21 protein-coding genes are annotated in these 23435 nt (G+C 68.2%); 12 read left to right on the forward strand and 9 right to left on the reverse strand.

Features of this window, described 5'->3' with window-relative positions:
* Positions 1-62: 62 nt before the first annotated feature.
* Positions 63-974 carry an aldo/keto reductase gene (locus H7F38_RS14560; RefSeq protein WP_187094721.1) on the forward strand — a complete coding sequence of 304 codons (912 nt, stop codon included), beginning with the start codon at positions 63-65 and terminating at the stop codon, positions 972-974.
* Positions 975-1049: 75 nt separating this feature from the next.
* Positions 1050-2123, forward strand: coding sequence for a carbohydrate kinase family protein (locus tag H7F38_RS14565; RefSeq protein ID WP_222618084.1), 1074 nt, complete (start codon positions 1050-1052; stop codon positions 2121-2123).
* 185 nt (positions 2124-2308) lie between these two features.
* Here the strand turns inward: H7F38_RS14565 and H7F38_RS14570 are convergent, their stop codons facing one another.
* Together H7F38_RS14570 and H7F38_RS14575 are read right to left on the reverse strand one after the other, a co-directional pair.
* Positions 2309-3646: a 6-phospho-beta-glucosidase gene (locus H7F38_RS14570; protein WP_187090544.1), complete on the reverse strand. Its 1338-nt coding sequence runs from the start codon at positions 3644-3646 to the stop codon at positions 2309-2311.
* Positions 3647-3865: 219 nt separating this feature from the next.
* Positions 3866-5167, reverse strand: coding sequence for an ROK family transcriptional regulator (locus H7F38_RS14575; RefSeq protein WP_187090545.1), 1302 nt, complete (start codon positions 5165-5167; stop codon positions 3866-3868).
* A gap of 190 nt (positions 5168-5357) precedes the next feature.
* Here H7F38_RS14575 and H7F38_RS14580 point away from each other — a divergent pair, with 190 nt between their 5' ends.
* Genes H7F38_RS14580 through H7F38_RS14600 form a run of 5 tightly spaced genes read left to right on the forward strand, consistent with a single transcriptional unit; the run spans position 5358 to position 10728 of the window.
* Positions 5358-6782 (forward strand): ABC transporter substrate-binding protein, encoded by a 1425-nt coding sequence (locus H7F38_RS14580; protein ID WP_187090546.1) that lies wholly within the window; start codon positions 5358-5360, stop codon positions 6780-6782.
* Positions 6782-7786 carry a carbohydrate ABC transporter permease gene (locus tag H7F38_RS14585; RefSeq protein ID WP_187090547.1) on the forward strand — a complete coding sequence of 335 codons (1005 nt, stop codon included), beginning with the start codon at positions 6782-6784 and terminating at the stop codon, positions 7784-7786. The genes H7F38_RS14580 and H7F38_RS14585 overlap by 1 nt, the downstream gene beginning before the upstream one ends.
* Positions 7783-8607 (forward strand): carbohydrate ABC transporter permease, encoded by an 825-nt coding sequence (locus H7F38_RS14590; RefSeq protein ID WP_222618085.1) that lies wholly within the window; start codon positions 7783-7785, stop codon positions 8605-8607. Before H7F38_RS14585 ends, H7F38_RS14590 begins: the two co-directional genes overlap by 4 nt.
* A 40-nt stretch (positions 8608-8647) precedes the next feature.
* On the forward strand, positions 8648-9667 hold the full coding sequence (locus H7F38_RS14595; protein ID WP_222618086.1) for a Gfo/Idh/MocA family protein: 1020 nt from the start codon (positions 8648-8650) through the stop codon (positions 9665-9667).
* A complete protein-coding gene (locus H7F38_RS14600) occupies positions 9664-10728 on the forward strand; it encodes a Gfo/Idh/MocA family protein (RefSeq protein ID WP_187090548.1) in 1065 nt (354 codons plus the stop codon). Before H7F38_RS14595 ends, H7F38_RS14600 begins: the two co-directional genes overlap by 4 nt.
* Before the next feature lie 6 nt (positions 10729-10734).
* Here the strand turns inward: H7F38_RS14600 and H7F38_RS14605 are convergent, their stop codons facing one another.
* Together H7F38_RS14605 and H7F38_RS14610 are read right to left on the reverse strand one after the other, a co-directional pair.
* On the reverse strand, positions 10735-11694 hold the full coding sequence (locus H7F38_RS14605) for a D-2-hydroxyacid dehydrogenase family protein (protein ID WP_187090549.1): 960 nt from the start codon (positions 11692-11694) through the stop codon (positions 10735-10737).
* 30 nt (positions 11695-11724) lie between these two features.
* Positions 11725-12087 carry a GntR family transcriptional regulator gene (locus tag H7F38_RS14610; RefSeq protein WP_187090550.1) on the reverse strand — a complete coding sequence of 121 codons (363 nt, stop codon included), beginning with the start codon at positions 12085-12087 and terminating at the stop codon, positions 11725-11727.
* A gap of 404 nt (positions 12088-12491) precedes the next feature.
* Here H7F38_RS14610 and H7F38_RS14615 point away from each other — a divergent pair, with 404 nt between their 5' ends.
* From H7F38_RS14615 to H7F38_RS14625, 3 genes are all read left to right on the forward strand, one after another.
* A complete protein-coding gene (locus H7F38_RS14615) occupies positions 12492-13595 on the forward strand; it encodes a Gfo/Idh/MocA family protein (RefSeq protein ID WP_370531374.1) in 1104 nt (367 codons plus the stop codon).
* Positions 13592-14335, forward strand: coding sequence for a ThuA domain-containing protein (locus H7F38_RS14620; protein WP_187090552.1), 744 nt, complete (start codon positions 13592-13594; stop codon positions 14333-14335). Before H7F38_RS14615 ends, H7F38_RS14620 begins: the two co-directional genes overlap by 4 nt.
* A gap of 230 nt (positions 14336-14565) precedes the next feature.
* Positions 14566-15654, forward strand: a complete 1089-nt coding sequence (locus tag H7F38_RS14625) for an MBL fold metallo-hydrolase (protein ID WP_222618088.1) — start codon at positions 14566-14568, stop codon at positions 15652-15654.
* A gap of 19 nt (positions 15655-15673) precedes the next feature.
* On the opposite strand, the gene H7F38_RS14630 is transcribed toward H7F38_RS14625, so the two are convergent.
* On the reverse strand, positions 15674-16684 hold the full coding sequence (locus H7F38_RS14630; RefSeq protein WP_187090554.1) for a sugar phosphate isomerase/epimerase: 1011 nt from the start codon (positions 16682-16684) through the stop codon (positions 15674-15676).
* A gap of 124 nt (positions 16685-16808) precedes the next feature.
* Complete coding sequence (locus H7F38_RS14635) at positions 16809-17279, reverse strand: rhodanese-like domain-containing protein (RefSeq protein ID WP_222618089.1); 471 nt, start codon at positions 17277-17279, stop codon at positions 16809-16811.
* An 82-nt stretch (positions 17280-17361) separates the two neighbouring features.
* On the opposite strand from H7F38_RS14635, the gene H7F38_RS14640 reads away from it, so the two are divergent.
* Positions 17362-18342: an ERCC4 domain-containing protein gene (locus H7F38_RS14640; protein ID WP_187094726.1), complete on the forward strand. Its 981-nt coding sequence runs from the start codon at positions 17362-17364 to the stop codon at positions 18340-18342.
* 27 nt (positions 18343-18369) lie between these two features.
* Complete coding sequence (locus tag H7F38_RS14645) at positions 18370-18840, forward strand: NUDIX domain-containing protein (RefSeq protein WP_187090555.1); 471 nt, start codon at positions 18370-18372, stop codon at positions 18838-18840.
* Positions 18841-19089: 249 nt separating this feature from the next.
* Here the strand turns inward: H7F38_RS14645 and H7F38_RS14650 are convergent, their stop codons facing one another.
* From H7F38_RS14650 to H7F38_RS14660, 3 genes are all read right to left on the reverse strand, one after another.
* On the reverse strand, positions 19090-21639 hold the full coding sequence (locus H7F38_RS14650) for a bifunctional FO biosynthesis protein CofGH (RefSeq protein ID WP_187094727.1): 2550 nt from the start codon (positions 21637-21639) through the stop codon (positions 19090-19092).
* Between the two features lie 382 nt (positions 21640-22021).
* Positions 22022-22471, reverse strand: a complete 450-nt coding sequence (locus tag H7F38_RS14655) for a vitamin K epoxide reductase family protein (protein WP_187090556.1) — start codon at positions 22469-22471, stop codon at positions 22022-22024.
* Positions 22472-22481: 10 nt separating this feature from the next.
* The gene (locus H7F38_RS14660; protein WP_187090557.1) at positions 22482-23393 is read right to left on the reverse strand and encodes a DUF929 family protein; all 912 of its coding nucleotides are present in this window, start codon (positions 23391-23393) and stop codon (positions 22482-22484) included.
* Positions 23394-23435 lie beyond the last annotated feature (42 nt).

Here is a 23435-nt window from a genome sequence, read left to right on the forward strand (position 1 = left end):
CTGGTGAATACACCCACCTCGGCCGCACCGGCCTGACCGTCAGCCGCCTGTGCCTCGGCACGATGAACTTCGGACCACAGACCAGCGAGCCGGATTCGCACGCCATCATGGACTCGGCCCACGAACGCGGCATCAACTTCTTCGACACGGCCAACGGCTACGGCGGTGAGCTGGGCCGGGGGGCAACCGAACAGATCGTCGGTCGTTGGTTCGCCACCGGCGGCGGCCGCCGCGAGAAGACCGTCCTGGCGACCAAGCTCTACGCCGACATGGACCCGTGGCCCAACGGTGGCAAGCTCTCGGCGCTCAACATCCGGCGTGCGCTCGATGCGAGTCTCCAGCGTCTGCAGACCGACTACATCGACTTGTACCAGTTCCACCACATCGATCGCTCGACGCCGTGGGAGGAGATCTGGCAGGCGATGGAAGTGGCCGTCTCCCAGGGCAAGGTGCTCTATGCCGGCAGCAGCAACTTCGCCGGCTGGCACATCGCCCAGGCCCAGGCCGCGGCGAGCTCCCGGCACTTCATGGGCCTGGTCAGCGAGCAGTCGATCTACAACCTGATGACCAGGGACATCGAACTCGAGGTCATCCCGGCCGCCCAGCACTACGGTCTCGGCATCCTGCCGTGGTCTCCGCTGCACGGCGGCCTGCTGGGGGGAGTACTGCGCAAGGAACGGGACGGCAAGCGCCGCAACGAAGGTCGCGCCGCTCAGGCGATCGAAGAGCACCGCGAGCAGATCGAGAAGTTCGAGGATTTCGCCGAGGAGCGCGGCCTCGAGCCGGGTGACGTCGCACTGTCCTGGCTGCTGCACCAGAGCGCCGTGACCGCGCCGATCGTTGGACCGCGGACGATGGAGCAGCTCGACTCGGCCGTGCGCGCCCTCGACGTGGTGCTCGACGACGCATCCCTGGCCAAGCTCGACGACATCTTCCCCGGCCACAAGACCGCGCCGGAGGACTACGCCTGGTGAGCCGGGACGGCCTCTTCGCGTCGGATGTGACACGGACCGGTGTGTTCAGGCACCGGTTCGTGGGAGGCTGGGGCGGTGCAGGACACCCGACCCGACCCGGCCGTTCGCGTCGAGCCCCTCGACGTCTTCATGCAGGGGACCACCTTCTTCGACATGGTGCTGACCGGTTTGCCGTCACAACCATTGCCCGGCACCGAGATTCACGCAGAGGGGATGGGATCGTGCCCGGGCGGGATCGCCAATCTCGCGATCGCGGCCAGCCGGCTCGGCCTGCGCACCGGGTTGGCGTCCACGTTCGGCGACGACGTCTACGGTGATTTTCTCTGGCGGACGCTGGAGCAGGAGGGTGTCGACCTCGGACAATCGCGCCGGGTCGCGGACTGGCATTCACCCGTCACGGTTTCTCTTGCGGTGCATCGTGATCGGGCGATGGTCACGCATGCCCACGACTCGCCCATCCCACTCTCGGAGCTGGTCGCCGAGCCGCCTCCGACCAGGGTCGGTGTGGTGAGCCTCGGTGGGGAAGAGGGCCCGTGGGTGGCCAAGGCGAAAGCCAACGGCGCCAGGCTTTTCGGTGACGTCGGCTGGGATGCCAGCGGTGCCTGGCGACCGGAGGAGTTGGTCGGGCTCGGCGATCTCTTCGCCTTCATGCCGAACAGCACGGAGGCGATGGCCTACACGCGCACCGAGGACCCGCGGGCCGCGCTGCTGAGCCTGGCCGAACTGGTTCCCCTCGTGGTGGTCACCTGCGGTGGTCAGGGGTCCATCGGGATCGACTCGATCACCAACGAGGAGGAGTGGGTCCCGTCGCTGCCGGTGAATGCGGTCGACGCGACCGGGGCCGGCGACGTCTTCGATGCGGCGTTCATCCTCGGAACCCTGCGGGAGTGGCCGCTGCGCAATCGGATGGCGTTCGCCAATCTCTGTGCAGCGCTGTCGGTCCAGCGCGTCGGGGGGTCCCTCGCGGCGCCGGGCTGGGGGGATCTGGCCGACTGGTTGGCCGGGGTTCGTCAGGCGGCCGCATCGGGTTCGCGATCGGCTTCGGTACTGGCCAACAGCTACGGATTCCTGGCCGAGGAGGTCCCCGGCCACCCGTCGATCTCGCTCCGGCGGGCCGTGGCCACCATCGCGCGGCTGTCGGACGCCTAGCTCGCATTCGACGCCTGGTTCTCACTCGCTACGACCGGGCGCCGGGCCATCGTCATCGTGGCCGGTGCCCGTCCGCCATCGACCGGAATGAGAACCCGCGTCAATGGCCCCCGGACTGCGGATCTCATTCCGGTCGATGGACGACAAAGGTTTGCAACACAGCCAACGAATCGACGATGCGGGCTCTAGCTGCCTCGGTTTCCGGCGCGGGGCGGCCGGAACAGGGCCGCCACGGAGGGCTCGTCGCGGATGATCGAGTCGACGAGGGTGGCCGCGATGCGTCGTGATCCGATCAGCGGGTGGATCGAGAAACCGTGAACGGCAGCGTCTATCGAGGAGTCGGTGACGGATTCGATGATCGCTTCCTCCGCTGCTCGTACCGAAGAGATCAGCCCCAGTTGGTGCAGGGGAAGATCCGGTCCGGTGATCGGGCGGGCGCCGGACCTGTCGACCGCGCAACGGGTCTCGACCACCATGTCCGGGGGAAGCTGGTGGAAGGCAGAGTCGTTGCGTCCGTTGACGATCATCTCGGTCTGCTTTCCACTCGTGAGGGCCTGGACCAGGTCGAGTGCGACCCGCTCGTACCCGCCTCCGGACAGGTCCTGCTCGTCACGCTCCCCGGTGCGTGCCTCGGCCAGGTAGGTCTGCTCCCGATGGGTCCTGGTCTGCTCCCACAGCTGTGCGGCTCGATCACTGCGATCGCCGGCCGCCTCGTAGAAGCCGGTCTGCTCATCGAGGACGACCTCGCCCCGGGTCCGTGACTTCTGCAGATCGTGGGCGATTTCCCTTGCAACGTAGTAGAAGTACAGGTACTCGTTCGGGATGGCGCCCAGGGCACGAAGGAGTTCCGGCCCGAAGAGCCTGCCTTCTTCGGTCGAGGCCAGGCGTCGATCGTCGTGGAGCAGTTCCGGTAGTACCTCGCGCCCGCCGTGGCGCAACGACGTCAGCCACCCGAGATGGTTGATGCCGGAGTAGTCGAACTCGACCTCGCCCGCCGGGAGATCCAGGGCCCGGCAGGCCCTTCGGACAAGTCCGACCGGGGAGTCACAGATACCGATCACCCGGTGCCCCATGGTGTTCGAGAGAGCCTGGGTGATCATCCCGGCCGGGTTGGTGAAGTTGATCAACCACGCGTCCGGTGCCAATTCGGCCTGGACCCGGGCGGCCTGCAGGGCGACCGGAAGCGTGCGAAGCCCGTAGCTCAGACCGCCGGCTCCCACCGTCTCCTGGCCGAGAACGCCGGCGTCCAGGGCCCTTCGCTCGTCACGTACCCGGCCGGCCGCCCCCCCGACGCGGATGGCGGAGAAGACGATGTCGGCGCCCGTCATCGCCTCCGGGAGCGAGGTGGTCAGGCTCAGCCGGACGCCGGGGGACGGTTCCAGGACTGCGGCGATCACCGCGAGCCGGGCCGGGTCGACGTCGTGGAGCACCACGTCGTCGATCCCGAGTTCGGGGCGCCGCAGCAGGGCCCGGTGGACGAGCGGGACCCGAAACCCGCCGCCGCCCAGGATCACCAGTCGCATGGGGACGAGGTTATCCGACGGTCCCGCCCCTGCCGGGTACCCCGCCTGCCGTCCGCGTGACGTCCGCCGGGCGTCGGGGTGGTGGCCGCGTGGCTTTGTGGTGCCGGCCGCCTCCCGGGGGCTGCATGGATCAACTTCCCCCTTTTGGGACGGGAGGGACAGAAGTCATCACTTTCGGCCATGCCTGCGAAGTTGATCCACGCCAAAGGGGGTGGGCGGCTACGGGGCGACCCCAAGGCGCCGGGTCAGGACGGTGGCGGCGGCACCGAGCAGTCCGGCGTCCTGGTCGAGGGCGGAATACTCCACCCGGACGTCCCCGGCGAGTGCGGGCAGGCAGCGCGCCACGACCTTGGACTGGAGTTCGGCCCGGAATTCCTCCCCGGCGTGGACCACGTCGCCGTGGATGATGAACAGCTGCAGGGAGAGCAGTTGGACCAGGTTGGCCATTCCGATCGCCAGGTTGTCGCCGTAGGCCGCGAGGAGCCCGGCCGCCGCCTCGTCGCCGGCCGCCTTCCGGCCGGCCAACCGCTTCGGAGTGGTGTCGCGGCCCCCTGGGACACCACGTCGGACGGCCTCGTTGCGCAGCCATCGGTGCCCGGCCAGGGTCTCCCAGCAGCCCCGCAGACCGCACGAGCAGGCAATACCGTCCGGGTCGACGCAGGTGTGACCCAGTTGCACGCTGTGGCCGCCCCGTCCGGACATCAGGTGCCCGGTCAGCACGATGCCGGCACCGACTCCGACGCCGAACTGGAGAGCGGCGAAGTCAGGGATCCCGCGGCCGAGCCCGAACCATTTCTCCCCGACGGCGAAGGCGCGCACGTCCTGTTCCAGCACGCAGGGCACGCCGAAGGCCTCGGACAGCAGCGGTGGCAGCCGGGTGCCGACCAGGCTGGGAATCGGAGTGCAGGCCAGAACCTGCATCGAGTCGGTGTGGCACAGGGCGGGCACCGTCAGACCGATCCCCGTCAGCCGCCCACGAAAGGCCCATAGGACCGATGACGCGGCGGCGACGATCTCGTCGTCGAGCGCTCCGGTCGCGCCGTCCGCACTGATCTGGCTCCGCCCCCGGGCGAGGATCTCCCCCCTGGCGTTGATGACCGCGGTATCGACCGAGCCGCGACTGACCGAGATCGCCCCGCACAAAAGGGCGTCGGGGGCGAACCACAGCGGCCGCGGCGGCTTTCCGATGCCGTCGAGCGGTGGCTGGGGTGGATCCTCCTGCAGCACACCGGCTTCCAGGAGACCGGTCACGATGGTACTGATCGTCGCCCTCGGCACGTTGATGCGGCGAGCCAGGTCGGCGCGGGAGGTCGGCCCGTCGTCCACCAGCGCCTGCAGCAACCGGGCCCGGTTGGCGCTGCCCACATCGGTGGAGGACAGGAGCCCTCCGCGCAGCGTCGCTGCGTCGTCGAGGACGGCTCCGACGCCGGCCGACGCGGGGGGTCCGACACCGGCCGACACGGGCCGGGTCGCCGGCCCGCGCCGGTCCAGCGCTTGGAGGGTCCGTCCGGTTCTGGCCACGCCGGAACCGTATGTCAATGACGGCAACATTCCAATGCCTGCGCGCCGTACGGTTGAACGTTCATTAAGTCAGACTCCCTACCTTTATCTCTTGACAGCAGTTCTCGAGGCTGATTGGGTCAGCCAGGACGCTCCAGCCCGTTGACCGCAGTTCGCCCGCAGTTCACCAGCAGTGGAGAGGAAGTCCCCCATGGGCTCATTCCGTCGGCGAGAGTGGCGGGCCGGGCGTCGCCTGGCCCTGCTCGGTGCCGCCTGCTCACTGGCACTGGTGGCGTGCAGCTCGTTGACTCCCGGAAGCAACGCCTCCACTGCAGGTTCGAGTTCGGCGCCGGTCGCGGTCGCCGGGTCCGGCAGTTCCGGCAGCAGCGCCGCCGGGTCCCCGGGAGCGGCGGTGAGCAGCGCGGCGGTGGCCACCGCGGTGCCCGCCGACAAGGTCGAGTTGAAGTTGGCCTTCACCGACAGCCCGGACATGACCAAGGCGCTGATCGCCGCGTTCCAGAAGAAGCATCCGCAGGTCACCATCGTCAGCCAATACACCCAGTTCAACGACTACGTGAAGTCGTTGAAGCTGTCGATGAGTTCTGACACCGCACCGGATCTGGCCCAGTACAACGCCGCGTTCGACACGTTCGTCCCGGCCGGGCTGATCCGAGATCTGACGCCCTACGAGCAGGCCTACGGGTGGGACAAATCGTTCCCCAAGTCCGCGTTGGACGAGTTGCGGGTCGATCCCACCGGCAAGATCCTGGGGACCGGTTCATTGATCGCCGTCCCGGGTGGGCTGTCCCTGGTGGGGCTCTACTACAACAAGCAGCTGATGACGAAGGCCGGGATCACCTCGACGCCCGCTACGCTCGCCGCGTTCGAAGCAGACCTGGCAAAGGCAAAAGCTGCTGCCATCACACCGATCTCGGTCGGGTCCCTGGATACCGGTGGGCTCCACGTCTGGTCGTCCGTGATGAACGTGAGCACCGACGTGACGGCCCAGAAGAACTGGATCGACGGCAAGGCGGGCAGCAACATCGTCACGCCCAGCGCGGTCGCCGCCACCCAGACGTTTGCCGACTGGGCCAGGAAGGGGTACTTCCCGGCCTCGGCGAACGGCACCAGTGAGAACGATTCCGCGACCGCGTTCGCCAAGGGCGCCAGCGTGTTCCTGATCAACGGCAACTGGGCGGCCGCGCAGCTGGACAAGGCCATGGGCAGCAACGTCGGGTTCATGGTCATGCCGCCGGCGAAGGCCGGCGGCCAGTCCGTCGGCAACGGGTTCAGCGTCTCCTACTCCATCTCGGCGAAGTCCAAGCACCCCGAAGCCGCTGCCGCCTTCCTGAACTTCCTGCAGAGTCCGGAGGCGTCGGTCATCGAGGATGCGGGCGGGTTCCTGCCGCCCAACGCCTCCGCCGCGCCGGCCGCCTCCGGCGTCAAGGGAGATCTGAAGAAGGCCAACCAGGCGGTGGTGGCGGCCGACGGCCTGATCCCGTTCCCGGATTTCGCGGCGCCGGCCATGCTGGACTCCCTGGAGTCGGGACTGCAGTCGGTGATCGCCGGACGGATGCAGCCGACGGACTTCCTGCAATCACTGCAGACGGTCTGGACCTCCTACCACGGCAAGTGATGACGCCGGTCCGCCCGCCCGCCGGGATCGAATCCCTGGACCGGCAGTCGTCCGTCGGTCAGGTCTCGGGAGGCCCGCCGTACTCCGGCGGCCGGGTCCCGGCCGGGCGCCGGAGTACGGGGCGCCGGTCCCGTCAGGCCCGCTCCCAGTGGTCGGCCCTGGCCTACATCGCGCCGGCGTTCGTGCTCTACGGATCGTTCGTCATCCTGCCTGCGCTGCACACGGTCTACCTCTCGCTCTTCAACTGGGACGGCATCACGCTCGCCACCTGGTCGGGCCTGCAGAACTACGCCGCGGTGTTCACCAGCACCGCCCTTCGCGGTGCGGTCGAGCATGCACTGGTGCTCGTTCTCTTCTTCGCAGGGCTCCCGATCCTGCTCGGATTGATCCTCACGGCGGTCCTGTCCCGCTTCCGGCGGCCGGGGATGTCGCTGTTCCGGGTGATCTTCTTCCTTCCGCAGATCGTGCCGCTGGTGGCCGTCGGCATCACCTGGCGCTGGATGTACACCGACGACGGGGCCGTCAACCAGATCCTTCGGGCAGTCGGTCTCGGCGGGATCACCCGTGCCTGGCTCGGCGACTTCAACCTCGCACTGTTCGCGGTGGGGTTGATCGGTACCTGGGCGCTGACCGGGCTGTGCACCATGCTCTTCGTCAGCGGTGCGCAGAAGGTCGAACCCAACCTCTACGAAGCCGCTCGGCTGGATGGTGCCGGCGCCGTCAAGGAGTTCAGGGCGGTGACCCTACCCGCGCTGCGCGGTGAGATCGCGGTCGCCCTGACGGTCACCACCATCGCCGCGCTGGCCAGTTTCGACGTCATCTACGTCACCACCAACGGCGCCCCCGGCAACACCACGACCGTGCCGGGACTGCTGGTGTACCGACTGGCCTTCACCGACGGGCAGGTGGGACAGGCGTCCGCCCTTGCCGTCACGCTGACCGTCATCATCCTGATCGTCGTACTGATCATCAATCGATTGATCGCCGAGCGGGACGAGCGGTGAAGGCGACCAGGACGGAATCGGTGGCCGGGTATGTGCTGCTGGTCGGCATGGCGGTCGCCACCCTGTTGCCCTTCCTGAGCATCGTGCTGGCGGCCCTCCAGCCCTCGGGTGCTCTGGTGGCGGGTATCGGTTGGCCTGCACAGCTGAGCTTCAGCAGCTTCCGGGAAGCCTGGACCACGGCCGGGTTCGGCCACCTTCTGATCAACAGCCTGATCATTGCCGTTGCGGTGGTGCCGATCTCGGTCGTGCTGTCCACTCTGGCCGGCTATGCGCTCGGTGTGCTGCGGGTACCGGCCGGAAGGGCGATCTTCTCGTTCTTCCTGCTCGGTCTGACGCTGCCGGTGGAACTGATCGTCATCCCGCTGTACTTCGATCTCCGCGGTGTGGGTCTCACCGACTCGTACTGGGGCGTCATTCTTGCCGAGTCGGCTCTGTTCATGCCGTTCGGCATCTTCTGGATGCGCACCCATTTCCGCACCACGCCGAAGGAATTGATCGAGGCCGCCGAACTGGACGGCGCGTCCCCGCGGCGAATTCTGCTGAGCGTGCTGCTGCCGTTGGCCGGGCCGTCGCTCTCGACGATGGCGGTGTTGTTCTTCATGTGGTCCTGGAACCAGTTCCTCCTGGTGCTGATTCTCATCCAGGATCCCCAGAAGCGCACCGCTCCCGCCGGTCTGGGCTTCTTCGTCGGCCAGTACTCGAGCAACATCCCGGTTCTGTGCGCCGGAACGATCATCGTGCTGCTGCCGATCTTCCTGGTCTATCTCGCGTTCCAGCGCAAATTCATCGGAGGGATGTTGCAGGGTGCGCTGAAGGGTTGAGGGCGAGGTGGTGAAAGCAAGCGTCGAGGACGAAGGGCTGATGACGAACGTGACGATCGCGAGTGCGACGATGACTGACGTGACGAAGACGGCGACGGTCGGCGTGGTCGGTGCCGGCGGTATCGCCCACCCCCATCTGCAGGCCTGGCGCGAACTGGGTTTTCGGGCGTTGGTCTACTCCACGGACGGCCAGGCACCCGCGGTCGCGTCCCGTCACGGCGCCAGGGCCTGCGACACCCTGCAGGAATTGATCGACGGATGCGACATCGTCGACGTCTGCACCCCGACCTTCGTGCACGAGAGCATCGTGCTGGCGGCTGCGGCGGCGGGCCGTCACGTCATCTGCGAGAAACCCCTGTCCGTGAACCATGCTTCGGCCGCACGGATGATCGCGGCGTGCCGGGTGGCGGACGTGCAGATCTACCCCGGTCAGGTGGTGCGGTACTTCCCGGCCTACGCCGCGGCCCGGGCGGCGGTCGACTCAGGGCGGATCGGCCGTCCCGCCGTGCTGCGACTGACCCGCCGCGGGGCAACACCGGTGCAGCAGTGGTTCTCCGACCCCGTTCTGTCCGGGGGGCTGTTGGTGGATCAGATGATCCACGACTTCGACTTCGCAAGATGGGTGGCCGGGGAGGTGGCGTCTGTGTACGCGAAGCTGGTCGGCGGCAATGGTTCTCCATTGATCGGGCTGGCGGTGCTGACGCACACGAGTGGGGCGCTGTCCCATCTGGTCGGGGGGTGGGGTCGCCCGGACGAGCGGTTCCGGACGTCGTTCTCGCTCGCCGGGGACGGCGGGTTGATCCGGCACTCGAGCACCGACCGTCCAGCCCTGACTTTCGACGGGTTCGGACCCGTCGCAGGGGAGGGAGCCTTGCTGCCGGACACCGGGGCGCATTCGCCCTACCAGAGCGAACTGGCGGAGTTCGCGGCCGCGTTCGCCGGTGGGCGGACGCCGAGGGTGACGGCGCAGGACAGCCTCGCTGCGTTGGACATCGCCCTTGCGGCAACACAATCCATACGTACCGGCCGGCCCGTCGCGCCCGCGGAGATGACCCGATGACGCGGGCCGGATCCCCGCTGAAGATCGGGCTGATGTCGTTCGCGCACGTCCACGCGGCCGGCTATGCGAATCTGCTGAAGAGTTGGTCCGGAATCGAACTGCTCGCCGCAGATCCCGATGCGGCCACCGCCCCGCCCGGGGAACTTCGCGGCGCGCGGTTGGCGGAGCAGTTGGGTGTGGGACTGGTGGACGACTACGACGACCTGTTCGCCTGGGGCCCGGATGCCGTGGTGGTGTGCGCCGAAACCTCCCGTCATCGACCACTTGTCGAACAGGCGGCAGCCCGCGGGATCCACGTGCTCTGCGAGAAGCCCCTGGCCACAGGTCTTCCAGATGCTCGCGCCATGATCGAGGCCTGCGCCAGGGCCGGCGTGCAGTTGATGACGGCCTACCCGGTGCGGTTCCACCCGGCCTTCGCCGACCTCCGCCGGCGGGTGCATTCCGGCGCACTCGGCCGGGTCTTGATCGCGAACGGCACCAACAACGGACGAGCCCCGATCAGCAGCCGGCGTTGGTTCGTCGACGAGGAACTGGCCGGCGGGGGAGCACTGATGGACCACACCGTGCATCTCACGGATCTGCTGGACGACCTGCTGGACAGCCCGGCCGTCGAGGTCTACGCCCAGGTGAACCGGATCATCCATGCAGACTCGGTGGAGGTCGAGACCGGCGGTCTGGTGGTGGTCACCTATCAGGACGGTACCGTCGCGAGCATCGACTGCAGTTGGAGTGCGCCCAGGACCTACCCGGCCTGGGGTGGGCTCACCCTCACGGTCGAGGGCGAGTCCGCATCGGGTTCCTTCGATGCCTTCGCCGACCGGTTCGACGTGTTCGACGACGCGGCCGGCGGATTGTCGTGGTTGGACTACGGTCCCGATCTGGACGCGCTGATGCTGGGAGAGTTCCTACGTTGCGTCCGGACCGGTGAGAAGTGTGAGCCGGACGGTGAGGTCGGCTACCGGACCCTTCAGATCGTGCGCGCCGCCTACGATTCCGTCCGCACCGGCACTCCGGTCCGCCTCGGCCGCTCGGTCTCCACCGGCGCAGCACCGACCGGCTGAGCGCGGTCAGACACGGGGACGCTCGGGGGTGATGACCCGCACCGGGGTGCCGGCCGCGAACCGGGCGATGTCCTCGACGGCGTCGGTGTAGAAGATCCGGTACTGCTCGTCGATCACGTAGCCGATGTGCGGTGTCAGCACGACCGTCGGAAGGCTGCGGAATGGATGGTCGGCGGGTAGCGGCTCGACGTCGAAGACATCCAGGGCGGCGCCGGCGATGACCCCGTCGCGCAGCGCCTGGATGAGGTCCGTCTCGTCGACGATCGGCCCGCGGGAGGAGTTCACCAGGATCGCGGACGGTTTCATCGCGCGTAGTTCGGAGGCGCCGATCAGACCGCGGGTGCGGCCGCTGAGCACCAGCAGCACCGACAGTACGTCCGACTGGGCCAGCAGTTCGGCCTTCGAGACGGCCCGCACGCCGATCTCGGCGGCCCGTTCGGGGGTGAGGTGCTGGCTCCACGCGATCACGTCCATGTCGAACGCGAGACCGACCTTCGCGACCGCGGATCCCAGCCGCCCCAGCCCCATCAGGCCGAGGGTCCGGCCGGCGAGGCCGATCCCGACGGTGCGTTGCCAGCCGCCGGCGGCCACCGAGGCGAACTCGGCGGGCAGGTGACGGGCTGCGGCCAGGATCATCGCCCAGGTGTGTTCGGACGCCGCGTTCGACAGGTAGCCGGTCGCGCACACGGTGATATCAAGCGCTGCAGCGGCTTTCAGATCGATCGCGGCGTTGCCGGACCCGGTCGTGACCAGCAGACGAAGATCGGTCAGCCTCGTCAGGAGTTCGGCGGGGAACGGAGTCCGTTCGCGCATCGCCACGATCACGTCGTATCCGGCCAGCGTGGTCACCAGATCGTCGTCATCGGCGAGGTGACGGTCGAAGAAGGTGACCTCCGCGTCGAGCGACCCCCAATCGGCGAAACCCGCTGCCGCGTGCTGGTAGTCGTCCAGCACCGCGACCCTCATCGGGACAACCGCCCGGGGCCTGACTGCTGATCAGACGGCATGCAGGGCCGCCTGGACGATCGAGAGGGCGTCCGCGTCCTTGAGCCCCAGGCCCCGGATGGTGCCGGCGTATTCACGGGCGGCCGCCGCGGCCCGCTCGCGGGCCTGATCGCCAGAGGCGCTGACGGTGGTACCTGCCCGTCCCCTGGTGTTGACCAGACCGGCGTGTTCGAGTTCCCCGTAGGCGCGGGCCACCGTGTTGGCGGCGAGTTCGAGCTGGATGGCCAGGCCGCGAACGGTGGGCAGGCGGGCCCCGACCGGCAGCTGACCGGACTGGATCTGGGCGGCGATCTGCGACCGCACCTGTTCGAAGGGCGGGATCGTGGACGCGACATCGATGTTGATCACGGGCATGCTCCCATTGTCGGCCAACTTCGCCGGATCGGCTCGACCAACACCGCCGCCGATCTTCGTCATTTCCGCGCCGGGCAGCCGGGAACCTCTGGATGGAGGCGGTCGTTCGCGTGCTCCGCAGCCCGGAGCGGTCAGTCCCGGAGCGGCCAGTCCCGGAGCGGTCAGTCCAGGCGCACTCGACCGGAACAACTGACCGCCCCGTGCACGGCGCGTCCAAGGACGGGTGGCCGGGCGAAGTCCCCGACCGGGCCAAGGGCCCCGTACCTGCGATGACGTCATCGTCCGGCACAGACGGCCCCGGCACGCCCACCGGGGTCGGTCGGCGGTCTGACCCGGGGCCGTCCGCGTCGACACCCGATGAATGCCTAGGGTGGACGGGGAGCCACCACAGCCGAAGGAGCGTCATCGTGTCGACAGCGCAGTCAACTTCCACCCCGCTACGGGTGGGGGTGGTCGGTCTGGGATGGGCCGGCCGGCAACACCTGCAGGCCTACCAGGCGATCGAGGGAGTCGAGGTGATCGGCCTGGCCGGGAAGGAAACCGGGCTGCTGGCCGAGCTCGGTGCCGAGCATGGGATCGACGGTCTGTTCGAAGGCTGGGAGGAGTTGATCGCGCAGCCGGGGCTTGACGCCGTCAGCGTCGCCGTTCCGACTTTCCTGCACGCGCCGATCGCGGTCGCGGCATTGGACCGGGGCCTGCATGTGCTCAGCGAGAAGCCCATCGCCAGGAATGCGGTGGAGGGCCGTCAGATGGTCGAGGCCGCGCGGCGCGCCGGGCGTGTTCTGGACGTGGCGTTCAATCATCGCCGTCGTGGTGACATCAGGGAGCTGAAGAAGATCATCGAGGCCGGTGAGTTGGGCCGGCCGTACTACGCAAAGGCGTCCTGGCTGCGGCGTTCGGGCATCCCCGGTCTCGGTAGCTGGTTCACCAGCCGGGAACTGGCCGGTGGCGGGCCGTTGGCCGACATCGGGGTGCACGTCCTGGACTACGCTCTCCACCTCCTCGGCGAGCCGAAAGTCCTGGCGGTGTCAGCCGCGACCTACGCAGAACTCGGCCCCCGTGGTCGGGGTGGATCCGGCCGGGCGGCGGCCGACGCGGCGCGTTCAGCTTTCGAGGTGGAGGATTTCGCCTCCGCGTTCCTGCGCCTGGAAGGCGGAGGAACGCTGCTGATCGAGGCGGGATGGGCCAGCTACCGCAACCCGGACGACCTGATCGACTTCACCGTCTACGGTACCGACGGCGGTGCCGAGTTGCGGGTCGAGGGTGCCTCGGACACGCCGGTCGGCACGTTGAAGGTGTTCACCGAGACCGACGGTGCGAACGCCGACCGGGTAGTGCGGGCCGAACCGGGCCGTGCGCACCGACACGTGGTCGAGGACTTCGTCGACGTGGTCCGCGGCGATCCGGCCGGTTGGACCGCGCACGACGGGTCACTGGCCCTGACGAGAGCCGAGATCATCGACGCCGCCTATCTTTCGGCGGAGCAGAACAGGGAGGTCCAGCTATGAGCAACGGATTGCGCATCACCGTGTGGAACGAGGGCGTCCACGAAGCCGGCGGCCATCCGGCGAGCATGGCCACGGACTATCCGGATGGCATGCACGGCGCGATCGCTGACGGCCTGGCGCAACTGATTCCGGACGCCACCATCCGCACGGCCGTGCTGGCCGACCCCGAACACGGCCTGACCGAACAGGTGCTGGCCGAGACCGATGTGCTGCTGTGGTGGGGACACATCGCGCACGAGCGGGTCGCGGACGAGGTGGTCGAGCGCGTCCAACGGCACGTGCTGGGCGGAATGGGGCTGTTGGTCCTGCATTCCGGGCACTTCTCCAAGATCTTCATCCGGCTGATGGGGACGACCTGTTCGCTGAAGTGGCGGAACGAGGGGGAGCGGGAACTTGTCTGGACCGTCGATCCGACACACCCCATTGCGCACGGCATCCCGCACCCGCTCGTGATCCCGCACCAGGAGATGTACGGAGAATTCTTCGACATCCCGGACCCTGACGACCTCGTCTTCATCTCCTCGTTCACCGGTGGTGAGGTCTTCCGATCCGGGGTGACCTTCCATCGCGGACGGGGCCGGATCTTCTACTTCTCGCCCGGCGACCAGGAGTACCCGGTCTACCAGCAGGACGGGATCCGTCAGGTGCTCGCCAATGGTGTGAAGTGGGCCGCCCAGCCGGACCTGCCGCGCGTCGCGCCCGCGGTCGAACACCCGGCGCGTGATTGGTTCGCGAGCTGAGCCGTTCGGGGCGCCAGAACCTCCTGCATGGATCAACTTCGCTCATTTGGGACTGGGGTGACAGAAGTCGTCATTTTCATCCATGCCTGCGAAGTTGATCCACGCCGCAGCCCGGGCCACGCCGCAGCCCGGGCCACGCCGCAGCCGACGTGAGATGGTTCGTGGAGACAGGGATCTGACCCATCTAGTCGAGGAGGCGCACCATGTGTCCTGAACCACCAGGAGCACCGGTGGCAGCTGTCGGGCTGGACGTCACCGGACACGCCCAGTACGACGCCTGGTGGTCCAAGAGCTGGCCGCCGGTGGAGCAGGTCAGGCCGGACGTGTGGTCGATCCCGGTCCCGGTGCCGGACAGCCCCATCCGATATACCCTGTGCTATCTCATGTTCGGGGCTGACGGTCTGGTCGTCGTCGATCCCGGTTGGGACACCGAGGCCGGCTGGACTGCGCTGCTGGAGGGCCTGGCGGCCGCAGGCACCACGGTCGGTGCCGTCGCCGGCATCGCGATCACGCACGTCCATCCCGACCATCACGGGATGAGCGCCCGCCTGGCCGATGCAGCGGGCGGGGCCTGGATCGCCATGCATCCGGTCGAGCGCGATTCGCTGCCGCGGCATGCCTACCCCTTCGGAACCGTCCAGGCGAGCGATGCCCGCTGGGTCGCCCAGCAGGGGGTTCCGGACGAGATGGCTGTCTCCTTGTCGATGTCGGACGAGGGGCTCGAGATCTTCCGCCTGATGGTCGAACCCGGGGTGCTGCTGGCCGACGGCGACTACCTACCGCTGGCCGGACGGCGGATCCGGGCCGTCTGGACCCCCGGACACACGCCCGGACACCTTTGTTTCCACGACGGGGACAACGACGTCCTGCTGACCGGGGATCACGTCCTGCCCCGGATCAGCCCCAACGTCGGCCTCCAGCCCCATTCGGCCGCCTCACCGCTCGGCCCGTATCTGGACTCGCTGCGGCGGCTGTCCGATCTTGACGGAGCGGAGATCCTGCCGGCGCACGAGTGGCGGTTCCGCGGGTTGGCTGTGCGGACCCAGCAGCTCCTGGCACACCACGAAGAGCGTTGCGAGGAGATCCGCACCGTCATGTCGGTTCTCGGGCCGTGCAGCTCCTGGCAGGTGACGGAGCGGCTGACCTGGTCGAGAGGCTGGGCCGCGGTGAAGGGCTTCCAACGCCGGGCTGCGCTCTCCGAAACGATCGCCCATCTGGCGTACCTCGCGGAGCAGGAGCAGATCTCGAGCACGTCGTCGGTCGGCGAGTATCCGGACCGAGCCGCCGCGGAGCCCACGATCTACACCTTGATCGACTGACGCCGGCGCGATGCTCCAGTCAGTCCTGGCTCGAGAAGGCCGCATCGAACGAGGTGGCCGGTGGCGAGAACAGTTGCGATCGAACGAATTCGATGGCTTCGGGGGCTCCGTGGAGGCGATCCATGCCGGCGTCCTCCCACTCGATGGAGATGGGGCCCTCGTAGCCGATCGTGGTCAGCATCCGGAAGCAGTCCTCCCAGTCGACGTCGCCGCGACCGGTGGACACGAAGTCCCAGCGCCGCCTCGGGTCGGCCCAGCCCAGGTGCGAGCCGAGGATCCCGCGGCGTCCGTCAGGGGTGCGGACCTTGGTGTCCTTGCAGTCGACGTGGTAGATCCGGTCCTTGAAGTCCCAGATGAACTGCACCGGATCGATGCCCTGCCACACCATGTGCGACGGGTCCCAGTTGATGCCGAAGGCTTCCCGGTGTCCGATCGCCTCCAGAGCGCGTTGGGTGGAGTAGTAGTCGTAGGCGATCTCGGATGGGTGGACCTCGTGGGCGAATCGGACGCCGACCTCGTCGAAGACGTCCAGGATCGGGTTCCAGCGATCGGCGAAGTCCTGGTAGCCGGCGTCGATCATGGCCTGCGATGCGGGCGGGAACATCGCGATGTACTTCCAGATGGACGATCCGGTGAACCCGATGACGGTCTTGACCCCCAGCCGGGCTGCGGTTCTCGCGCCGTTCTTGACGGCTTCGGCGGCCCGCTGCCGTACGCCCCCGGGGTCGCCGTCGCCCCAGACCCCTTTGGACAGGATGCCCTGGTGCCGTTGGTCGATGGGATCGTCGCACACCGCCTGGCCCTGGAGGTGCACCGAGATGGCGAACACCTGGAGCCCGTATCTGTCCAGGATCTCTCGTCGGGAGGCGATGTAGTCGTCGTCGACTGCGCCGCGTTCGACGTCGAGATGATCACCCGAGCAGGCGATCTCCAGGCCGTCGTAGCCCCATTCCGAGGCCAACCGAGCGACTTCCTCGAACGGCAGATCGGCCCACTGGCCGGTGAACAGGGTGACGGGATGCGTGGTCATGCCAGAAGACGGTACTCCGCGAAAGGCGAGGCATATCCAGCGGTATCAGCACCGCGGTGACCGGACGTCCGACACCGTACCGACTTCAGGGTTCTGCCCGGGGGGTGTTAGTCGGGCGTGTCGATCAGGGTGTGTTGATCAGAGTGCGGCCGGTGGCCAGCCAGGCGTACATGCCGCCGTGCAGTTCGACGACGTTCGTGTAACCCAGCGAGGCCAGGGTCTTGGCGGCGATCGCACTCATCACGCCGGTCCGGCAGTAGATCGCCAGTTCGGTGTGATGATCGGCGGGGAGCTTCGAGGCCTGCTGGGCGATGTCGGTGTAGGCGATGATCAGGTTGGTGCCGGCGATCTTGCCCTCGAACGGGACGTGCACATCGATCGTCACGGTGCCGCTGGTCGCGATGGCAGTGGCGAAGGCAGCCGGATCGACCAGCCGGCTGACGGGGCGCCCGGAGGTGGTCACCGTCCCGGGCGGCATGGCCATGCTCATCGGGGACGTGGAAGTCGGTACTGCCGGTGCGGCCGTGACGGACGAGGAACACCCCGCGATCAGCACCACCGCGGCGACGGCGAGATAACGGACAGGGTGAGGCATCACCCCAAAGTACTCGTCGGCGCGTGATGCACCACCGAGCCTCCTCGCCGTGCGTTTCCACGAGGTCGGGGTCTGGGGCAGGATGGGAGCGGTGGAACTGGTCATCGCGAAGAACCCGGATCCCGACAGCACGCTGCCGTACCTGGTGCGGCTGCCGATGGCCGGTGGGCTCGTATTCCGGACCAAAGGAACGTGGCCGCGAACCACCGCCCTCTACTGCCACCCGGTCAGCCTGCAGGAGTGGCCCGCAGAACCGGAGATCGTCGAGATCGTTCCACTGCGTTCCTGCGAGAGGCGTGGCGCAGCCATCGATGTGGTGGCCGACCGTGGGCGGGAGCAACGATCGCAGATCGTCTTCACCAAGGCGCGGGGCCGGGACATGGTGTTCTGGCAGGCGCCACGCACCCGTCGACAGGCCCGGCCGGACGTGCAGGTCCCGACCGCACGGGCCGCCGGGATCAGGAACCTGGAGATCCTGATCGACACGCGGGAGCGGTACGCCTACCAATTCGGCGCCCAGCAGGTGTCGACCACCAAGCGCACGCTGCCCAGCGGCGACTACGCCGTCACCGTCGACGGCAGCGTGGTCGCCGCGGTGGAGCGAAAGTCGTTGGAGGATCTGGTGTCCAGCCTGATCAACGGGAAATTGCGGTTTGCGTTGGGCGAGCTGTCCCTGCTGCCGAGAGCGGCCCTGGTGGTCGAGGAGCGCTACTCCAAGGTCTTCGCCCTGGGCCACGTCCGTCCGGCGGTCGTCGCCGACGGTCTCGCCGAGCTGCAGGTGCGGTGGCCGAACATCCCGATCGTGTTCTGCGAGACCCGAAAGCTCGCCGAGGAGTGGACCTACCGGTATCTGGCGGCGGCTCATCACTGGGCGGCCGCCGAGGCTGCGACCGTGGCCCGGATCGGCGTGGGTGAGAGCGGCGCCGTCGGTGGTCCGGCCCGACCGGACCCGTCGACCGCAGAGGTACGCGCCTGGGCCAGATCCAACGGTCTGGACGTGCCGGCCGGTGGGCGACTTCGGCCGGAGGTCTTCCAGGCCTGGCGTGATGCCGATCTGGGCTGAGATGCCGGCTCTGGCAGGATCGGGTTCGTGAGGACGAGCGCCGGGCTGCTGCTGTACCGGACGGGCTCCGACGGTATCGAGGTGTTGCTGGTCCACATGGGCGGGCCGTTCTGGGCGAAGAAGGATGCGGCAGGGTGGTCGATCCCGAAAGGCGAGTACGAGTCCGGCGAGGATCCGCACGACGCCGCGACCCGCGAGTTCACCGAGGAACTCGGAGCACCTCCGCCTCCGCCTGCGGGCGACGATCCTGATCTCGACCTCGGGACGCTGAAGCAGTCGTCGTCCAAATTGGTCACCGTCTTCGCCCGCTCGGGGAACTTCGACGCGGACTCGATCAGCAGCAACCTCATCGAGATCCAGTGGCCGCCGCGCTCGGGACGGACCATCGTGATCCCCGAGGTGGACCGGGCCCAGTGGTGTGACCTGGGTTCCGCGGCCGTCAAGCTCGTCAAGGGCCAGGTGCCGTTCCTGGACCGGCTGGTAGCCCGGCTGTCCTGACCCGTTCGACCCGCCCCCGCATGGATCAACCGCCCCCGCATGGATCAACTTCGCGATTTTGGGACGGGAGGGACAGGAGTCGTCATTTTCGTCCATGCGTGCGAAGTTGATCCACGCAGCACGGGGAGCCACGCAGCACGGGGAGCCACGCAGCACGGGGAGCCACGCAGGACGGGGAGCCCCGCAGCACGGGGAGCCACGCAGCGACGGGGAGCCACGGAGGACGGGGAGCCCCGCAGCAGGGAGGGGTCAGGCTTTGCTGGCGAACAGCGGGAGGTTGGCGAGGCCGTTGAAAGCCTTGGCGGCTGCATGCCTCTCGGGGTCGACCGGGCCGTAGACGGTGGTCCGCTGGACGACCGGACGACCGATCCCGTCGGTGATCTCCTCGATGTCGGCGACCGTCTTGTACGAGCCGAACTCCGAGCCGGCCATCCGCGAGATCGTCTCCTCCATCAGCGTTCCGCCGAGATCGTTGGCGCCACCCCGCAACATCGCCCGGGTGCCTTCGATACCGAGCTTCACCCAGGAGGTCTGCACGTTGTCGATCGATCTGTGCAGCATCAGCCTGGCCATCGCGTGCACGGCCCTGTTCTCGTCGTAGGTCGCTCCCGCCCTGGCCAGGCCGGCCAGGTAGATCGGCGAGTTGGTGTGGATGAATGGCAGCGGCACGAATTCGGTGAACCCGCCCGTCTCCCCCTGCAGCTTCCGCAGCAGGGCCAGGTGTGCCACCCAGTGTTCGGGTGTGTCGACGTGGCCGTACATCATCGTCGAGGACGAGGGGATGCCCAGCCGGTGGGCGGTGGTGACGACCTCGATCCAAGCCGCGGTCGGCAGTTTGCCCTTGGTCAGCACCCACCGGACGTCGTCGTCCAGGATCTCGGCCGCGGTACCCGGGATGCTGCTCAGGCCGGCCTCCTTCGCGGCGCTCAACCACTCCGAGATCGACAGGTTCGCGCGGGTCGCGCCGTTGACCACCTCCATCGGGGAGAAGGCGTGGATGTGCATCTCCGGCACGGCGCCGCGGATCGCGCGCACCAGGTCGAAGTACGCCGTACCCGGCAGTTCGGGATCGATCCCGCCCTGCATGCAGACCTCGGTGGCCCCGAGATCCCAGGCCACCCTGGCCCGCTGGGCCACCTCGTCGGTGGACAGCGAATATGCGTCAGCATCGGTGCGGCGCTGCGCGAAGGCACAGAACCGGCAGCCGGTGTAGCAGACGTTGGTGAAGTTGATGTTCCGGTTGACGACGTAGGTCACGTCGTCGCCGTTGACGTCCGCCCGCACGGAATCGGCCAGCGCGCAGACGGCGTCCAGTTCGGCGCCGGTCGCCGTCATCAGCGACAGGGCGGCCGAACCGTCCAGCGAACCGGGGTTGCGCTCGGCGATCCGCAGGGCCGCCATCACGTCGGACTCGAACTTCCGCGGGGCCCGGATCCGGGACCGCAACGAGTCCCAGTCGCCGTAGACGTCCAGGAAGTCCGACCGGCGGTCGGCGGTGCGTCCCTCGGTGTCGATCGAGGTGGCCAGATCGGTGCGGCCGGACGAGGTGAGCCCGCCGGGACCGTTCGGCCCCGACGCAGGCTCCTCGGGCTCCTGCCAGGGTCGGCCCACCGGGAGGGCGTCGGGCCGCGCCAGACCGGTGACCGGGTCCGCCAGGGCGTCGACGTGGGCGCGCAGGCGAGGGTCGAGCCAGGGTTCGCCGGCCCTGACGAACTCCGGGTAGATGGTCAGCCGCTCGGCCAGGGTGAACCCGGCCTCGGCGGTGCGCGCGGTGAGCTCGTCGATCTGCGGCCAGGGGCGCTCGGGGTTGACGTGGTCCGGCGTGAGGGGCGAGACCCCACCCCAGTCGTCGATCCCGGCGGCCAGCACCCGGGAGAACTGATCGTCGATCAGGTTCGGCGGTGCCTGCAGCCGAACAGCGGGCCCCAGCACCAGTCTCGCCACCGCGACGGTGGCGATCAGCTCGTCCATCTCCGCATCGGGCCGGCGGGCCATCGCGGTGTCCGGCTTGGCCCGGAAGTTCTGCACGATCACTTCCTGGATCCCCCGGTAGGCCCTCGACGTCCGCCGGATGGCGAACAGGGACTCCACCCGATCGGCCGGACTTTCCCCGATGCCGATCAGAATGCCGGTGGTGAAGGGGATCGACGAGCGGCCGGCGTCCTCGAGCACCCGCAGTCGAACCTCGGGATCCTTGTCCGGCGAACCGAAGTGGGCACCGGACCGGTTCTCGAAGATCTCCCGGGAGGTGGTCTCCAGCATCATCCCCATCGACGGCGAGACCGGCTTGAGCCGGGCCATCTCCTGCCAGCTCATCACCCCGGGATTGAGGTGGGGGAGAAGCCCGGTCGCCTCGAGCACCCGGATCGACACGGCGCGGACGTAGTCGAGGGTGGAGTCGTAGCCCGCCTCCTCCAGCCACTGCTTCGCCGCGTCCCACCGGTCCTCGGGCCGGTCCCCGAGCGTGAAGAGTGCCTCCTTGCAGCCCAGAGCCCTTCCAGCCTCGGCGATCTCGAGGACCTCGTCGATCGACAGGAACGGGGCCGGCACCCGACCGGGCGTGGTGGCGAACGTGCAGTAGTGGCAGCGGTCCCGGCAGAGGCGGGTCAGCGGGATGAACACCTTCTTGGAGTAGGTGATCACGCCCGGCCGGCCGGCCGCGACGAGCCCCTGGTCGCGCACCCGCGCCGCACTTGCGCACAGATCGACCAGATCGGTCCCACGGGCCTGCAACAGCACGCCGGCCTCCACCTCGTCCAGGGCCACACCGTCCCTGGCCCGGCGCAGCGCGCGGCGCATCGCACTCGGCGAGGGGGCGGTCGCGCCGGGCCGAGGAGCGGGAGCCTGCGTCGTCGCCGGAGGAACTTCGGCGGGCGGGGTCCGGAGGGCGGGAACAGCCGGGTGCGGAAGATCGGTCACGTGAAAGATCCTTTGCGGCAGGAGTTCTGATGCTGATGCAGGTTCTGCCGAACTCCTCGGCCAACGGCTGGTCGTTCACGACCGCCACCTACTCGACTCGTGGACCCGCAGGCCCACTGGAGGAAGCTTCGAAGAACACCGTTGCTGGCCTCTGCCCTGCCGGGAGACCTCCCGGACCGCATCGTCGTTCCTCGTCGTACCCCGCACCGCGGGGGACCGATCTACGATAGCCCTCGATCGTCCAGGGATCGACGGCGGCCGTTCACCGGTAGGAGCGTTCGCTCTCCCGCCACCACAGAACGGTGACCAGCAGCAGCAGCGTGACCACGTGCACTCCCGTGCACCAGAGGCAGATGGCGTCCACCTCGAAGATCTCCACGTAGACGAGCCACAGCACCATGATCATGCCGGCCACCACCCCGACGAGCCTGGGCAGAGCCGCGTCGCGTGCCCACCGGGTCGGGGCGCACAGCATCGTCATGGCCAGGAAGAAGGCCAGACCGGCCACGGCCACCGGTACCCCGGCGATCACCGACCACTGGCTGGTGGTCACCTTGAGGCAGTTGACCGTGCCGTTGCCGGAGCAGGCCAGCGTCGAGGAGCCGGTGAAGTGCTCGTACGTCAGGTACGCCGAGATCAGCACCCCGACGATGCAGAGGCCGAAGGCGACCCATGCCGGGGCCGACGGCCGCGCCGGCGTCCGGGTGCTCATCGGAGCCCCGTCATGACGGCAGGGTCTGCGACGTCACAGCCGTCGAGGTGCAGACCGCGGCCGGCTGGCCGTTCGTCAACCTGCACAGGACCGCGCTGATCATGTTGGCCGCGCCCAGCACGTTCTTCGCCACCGCCGAGTCGGGCTTCAGCATCTCGGCGGCGATCTGGCTCTGGGTCAGGCCTTTGAGCGAATCGGGCAGGTAGGACGACCCGACGATCATGTACCGGTTCCCGAAATCGACGAACGGGATGCTCTGCTGGGTGTCGTACTTCGTCAGCAGTGCGCCGTCGGCAGGGGCCACGGTATCCAGGGCGGTGTAGTTGCCGCTGCCGTCGGGGATGTTGGTGGTCTGCTCCACACCGGTGAACGACAGCACGTTGCTGGTGTAGGTGGATCCGTGGAACGAGAGGGTCGCGGTGCTCGGGTAGACGTCCGTCGAGGACGAGGAGGTGACCCCGAGGTGGGCGAAGGTGCCGAACCTGGACAACGCGGTGACCATCGCCCACCGTTCGGCGGCGCAGTACGGGCAGTACTCCGCGCCGATGTAGAGCACACGCGGTTTGCCGTCGGCGGTCAGCGCATCGCCCTTGATCAACGTCGGTGGACTGACTCCGGTGCCCTTGCCGACGGTGTCGAAGGTCGCGGCCGGGATGCTCTTGATCGAGTTCTCCAGTGCGCCGGCGGCCGGCACAGAGGGAGCGCCGGTCGCCACGGGCGGCTTCTGGTTGGCCTTGATCACCAGAAACGCCCCGACCACGAGAACGATCACCAGGACCGGGGCACCGATCGTGAGCAGCATGCGCCGCCGCCGGTCCCGCCGGAGGCCGGCCTCCCGGAGTTGCCGGGCGTGCTCACGAGCGGCGACCTGGCTGGCCGATCGCGCCTTGCCCTCGGGCGCCTTCCTCGACTTGTTGCTCACTGTTGGTGCCACACCCTGTCGTTGTCGACTGCTCTCGTTTCA

The sequence above is a fragment of the Nakamurella sp. PAMC28650 genome (assembly GCF_014303395.1).
Classification (GTDB): domain Bacteria; phylum Actinomycetota; class Actinomycetes; order Mycobacteriales; family Nakamurellaceae; genus Nakamurella.